Raw genomic sequence first — 2554 nt, 5'->3', positions numbered from 1 at the left:
GACGGTGCGGATCTGGGATGCGGCCGACGGTCGCCTGGTCCGGAGGTTGGAAGGCCACACCGACGCGGTGTCGGCGGTGACGTCGTGGCAGGAGGAGTCGGGCCGGCGGCTGCTGGCCTCTGCCAGCGAGGATGGGACGGTGCGGATCTGGGATGCGGCCGACGGCCGCCTGCTCCAGACATTGGAAGGCCACACCAGCTCGGTGCGGGCGGTGACATCGTGGCAGGAGGAGTCGGGCCAGCGGCTGCTGGCCTCTGCCAGCACGGATGGGACGGTGCGGATCTGGGATGCGGCCGACGGCCGCCTGCTCCAGACATTGGAAGGCCACACCAGCTCGGTGCGGGCGGTGACATCGTGGCAGGAGGAGTCGGGCCAGCGGCTGCTGGCCTCCACCAGCGAGGATCAGACGGTGCGGATCTGGGATGCGGCCGACGGCCGCCTGATCCAGACATTGGAAGGCCACACCGGCACGGTGTCGGCGGTGACATCGTGGCAGGCGGGACCGGGCCGGCGGATGCTGGCCTCCACCAGCATGGATCAGACGGTGCGGTTGTGGACCCTGCCGGAGGCTGCTGCGGGGCTGGCGGGGTTGCCTGCCGTGCCGGGTGGGCGGGTTGCCGCTGGAAACGACCCTGAACCTGCGGCATTGACCGCCCGGAATGACTCGGACTCGCCAATGGAAGATGCGGATGACGGCCCGGACTCGGCCTCCCGGACTGGCAGGGTGCGGTAATCCGACTGTCCTGTATTCCCTGTCCGCTGATCACAGTGTGTTGCGGCTAGGGCTGTAGCGGTTCCGGGTTCCACCGGCAGCGGCGTGGTGGCGGTGGGTGGTGGTGTGGTGGAAGCCGAGGGCCTGGGCGACGACCGGTGCCGGGGATTGGAGGACGAGTTGGTGCAGTGCGGCCAGGCGGCCGGGAACGGTGGGGACGCCGAGGTCGCGGATGAGTGGGGCGATCGTGCGGGTGGTCAACGGTTGGCCGGCGCGGCGGCCGGGGAACAAGGGGTGTTGGTAAGAACCACGACACCAGGGGCCAAAAAGATGATCTAGAAGTGAGGGCTGTCGGGGCCGTGTGGCCGCCGGAATGATCTCCGGCTGTGAAACGTCCTTCGATGAATCTCGGGGACCTGGTCGAGCACTGGACGCTGGTCGGTGCGGAGCAGGACCTGGTCGCGGCGAAGCACCGTGACACCCAGCTCGGCTTCGCGCTGTTGCTGAAGTTCTACGGCCGGTTCGGCCGGTCCCCCCGTGGACGGGGGGAGCTGCACGACGACGTGGTGGAGTTCGTTGCGCGGCAGCTGGGCGTGGATGTCGCCTCGCTGGGCTTTTACGAGTGGGCTGGGCGCACGATTAAGAGGTCGCGCAGATAGGTCAAGATCATGGGCGGCGGGTGGGACGGTTGTCCCATCGGTAGAGGGTCCATGCCTGCCGGATCAGGCTACGTAGAGTGATGATCGTATCGGCGAGGTCGAAGTACGCGTCGATGACGCGTTCCCGACGCTCATAGCAGCGTTGCAGACGGTTGAAGGCGTTATGCCAGGCGTTCGTCCGCTCGACATGCCACCTGCGGCCCGCCTGGATGGGTGCTTTATCGCCTTTATGGGATATCTCGCCGTGCAGGTTGCGGGCGGCCAGAAGCTCGCGAGTGACCGCCGAGTCGTAACCGGCGTCCAGATGCACTGTCACCTTCTCGGGCAGCGGACCGAACCCGTCCAGCTTGTCCAGAGTAGACGCTAGTAGAGGTGAATCATGTCGGTTCGCGCCGGCCAGGACCCAGTCGAGGGGGATCCCCCGGGCCTCGACCATGCTGGAGCGTTTCATCCCCTGCTTGCCCCGGTCGACCGGGGACCGGCCGGCGACCTCACCACCACCGGGCGCCTTGGTGATACACCCGTCCACCGAGATATCGTCCAGAATCAGTCCGACAATCCGGTCATAGGCGTCCAACACGATAGTCTTCAACTGCTCGAACACGCCCAGCTTGATCCACTCGTCACGCCGATTCCGGATCGTCGTCGCCGAACAACCACTGTCCGCGATCGACTCGTATGAACACCCGAACCGCAGCACCTGCAACAACTTCTCGAAGATCAGCCGATCCGCCACCCGCGGCGGGTGGCACCCCAGTGGATGCGACGGATCAACCCGCGGTCGCTCGGGCAACAGCGCGGCGAACTGGTCCCACAACGGGGTCATCAGCCATGATGGAACAACGGGCGCGGACACTCCTGACGATCACGAGGCGTAGGCACCTTCATGATCATGGGTGTCCGTGCCCGCCCCGTATCTGGGGCAGCGCGTCTGACCTATTTGCGCGGGCTCTTACTGCCGCATTTGAACGAGCGGCAGCGCCGCTTGGCGGCGGGCACAGAGGCCCGTCTGATTGGGCATGGCGGCGTACGGGCTGTGGCGCGGGCTGCCGGGATGAGCGAGACCACGGTGCGGCGCGGTGTCGCGGAGCTCGACGCCGGGGAGAGTCCGTTGCCGGGCGGCCGGGGGCGGACGCAAGCGGGTCGAGGAGAAGGATCGGGGACTTGTTTGCGCTCTCTTGGC

The 2554-nt window shown here is 66.9% G+C and carries 4 protein-coding genes and 1 pseudogene; 3 read left to right on the top strand and 2 right to left on the bottom strand.

What is annotated here, in order from left to right; all coding sequences use genetic code 11:
* A partial coding sequence (locus tag V6U90_RS33100) for a WD40 repeat domain-containing protein (RefSeq protein ID WP_334445062.1) occupies positions 1 to 733 on the top strand: 733 nt, incomplete at its 5' end.
* 30 nt (positions 734 to 763) lie between these two features.
* Here the strand turns inward: V6U90_RS33100 and V6U90_RS33095 are convergent.
* Entirely contained in the window at positions 764 to 1003 is a 240-nt protein-coding gene (locus V6U90_RS33095) for a hypothetical protein (RefSeq protein WP_334445060.1), read from the bottom strand.
* Between the two features lie 110 nt (positions 1004 to 1113).
* Here V6U90_RS33095 and V6U90_RS33090 point away from each other — a divergent pair, with 110 nt between their 5' ends.
* The gene (locus V6U90_RS33090; protein ID WP_334445058.1) at positions 1114 to 1371 is read left to right on the top strand and encodes a DUF4158 domain-containing protein; all 258 of its coding nucleotides are present in this window, start codon (positions 1114 to 1116) and stop codon (positions 1369 to 1371) included.
* Positions 1372 to 1378: 7 nt separating this feature from the next.
* Here V6U90_RS33090 and V6U90_RS33085 read toward each other — a convergent pair whose 3' ends face one another.
* A complete protein-coding gene (locus tag V6U90_RS33085; RefSeq protein WP_334445056.1) occupies positions 1379 to 2197 on the bottom strand; it encodes an IS5 family transposase in 819 nt (272 codons plus the stop codon).
* Between the two features lie 66 nt (positions 2198 to 2263).
* Here V6U90_RS33085 and V6U90_RS33080 point away from each other — a divergent pair.
* Positions 2264 to 2554, top strand: a pseudogene (locus V6U90_RS33080) (hypothetical protein); the annotation flags it as partial.

It is taken from the genome of Micromonospora sp. CPCC 206060, assembly GCF_036906895.1.
Taxonomy (GTDB): Bacteria; Actinomycetota; Actinomycetes; order Mycobacteriales; family Micromonosporaceae; genus Micromonospora.
Note: the sequence above shows the minus strand (reverse complement) of the source record. Positions and strands in the feature narration are given on the sequence as shown.

What these genes read in the sequence shown, in the direction of transcription:
- V6U90_RS33090 (WP_334445058.1), top strand. Translation starts at nt 1,114, where the DNA reads ATGAATCTCGGGGACCTGGTCGAGCACTGGACGCTGGTCGGTGCGGAG.
- V6U90_RS33085 (WP_334445056.1), bottom strand. Translation starts at nt 2,197, where the DNA reads ATGACCCCGTTGTGGGACCAGTTCGCCGCGCTGTTGCCCGAGCGACCG.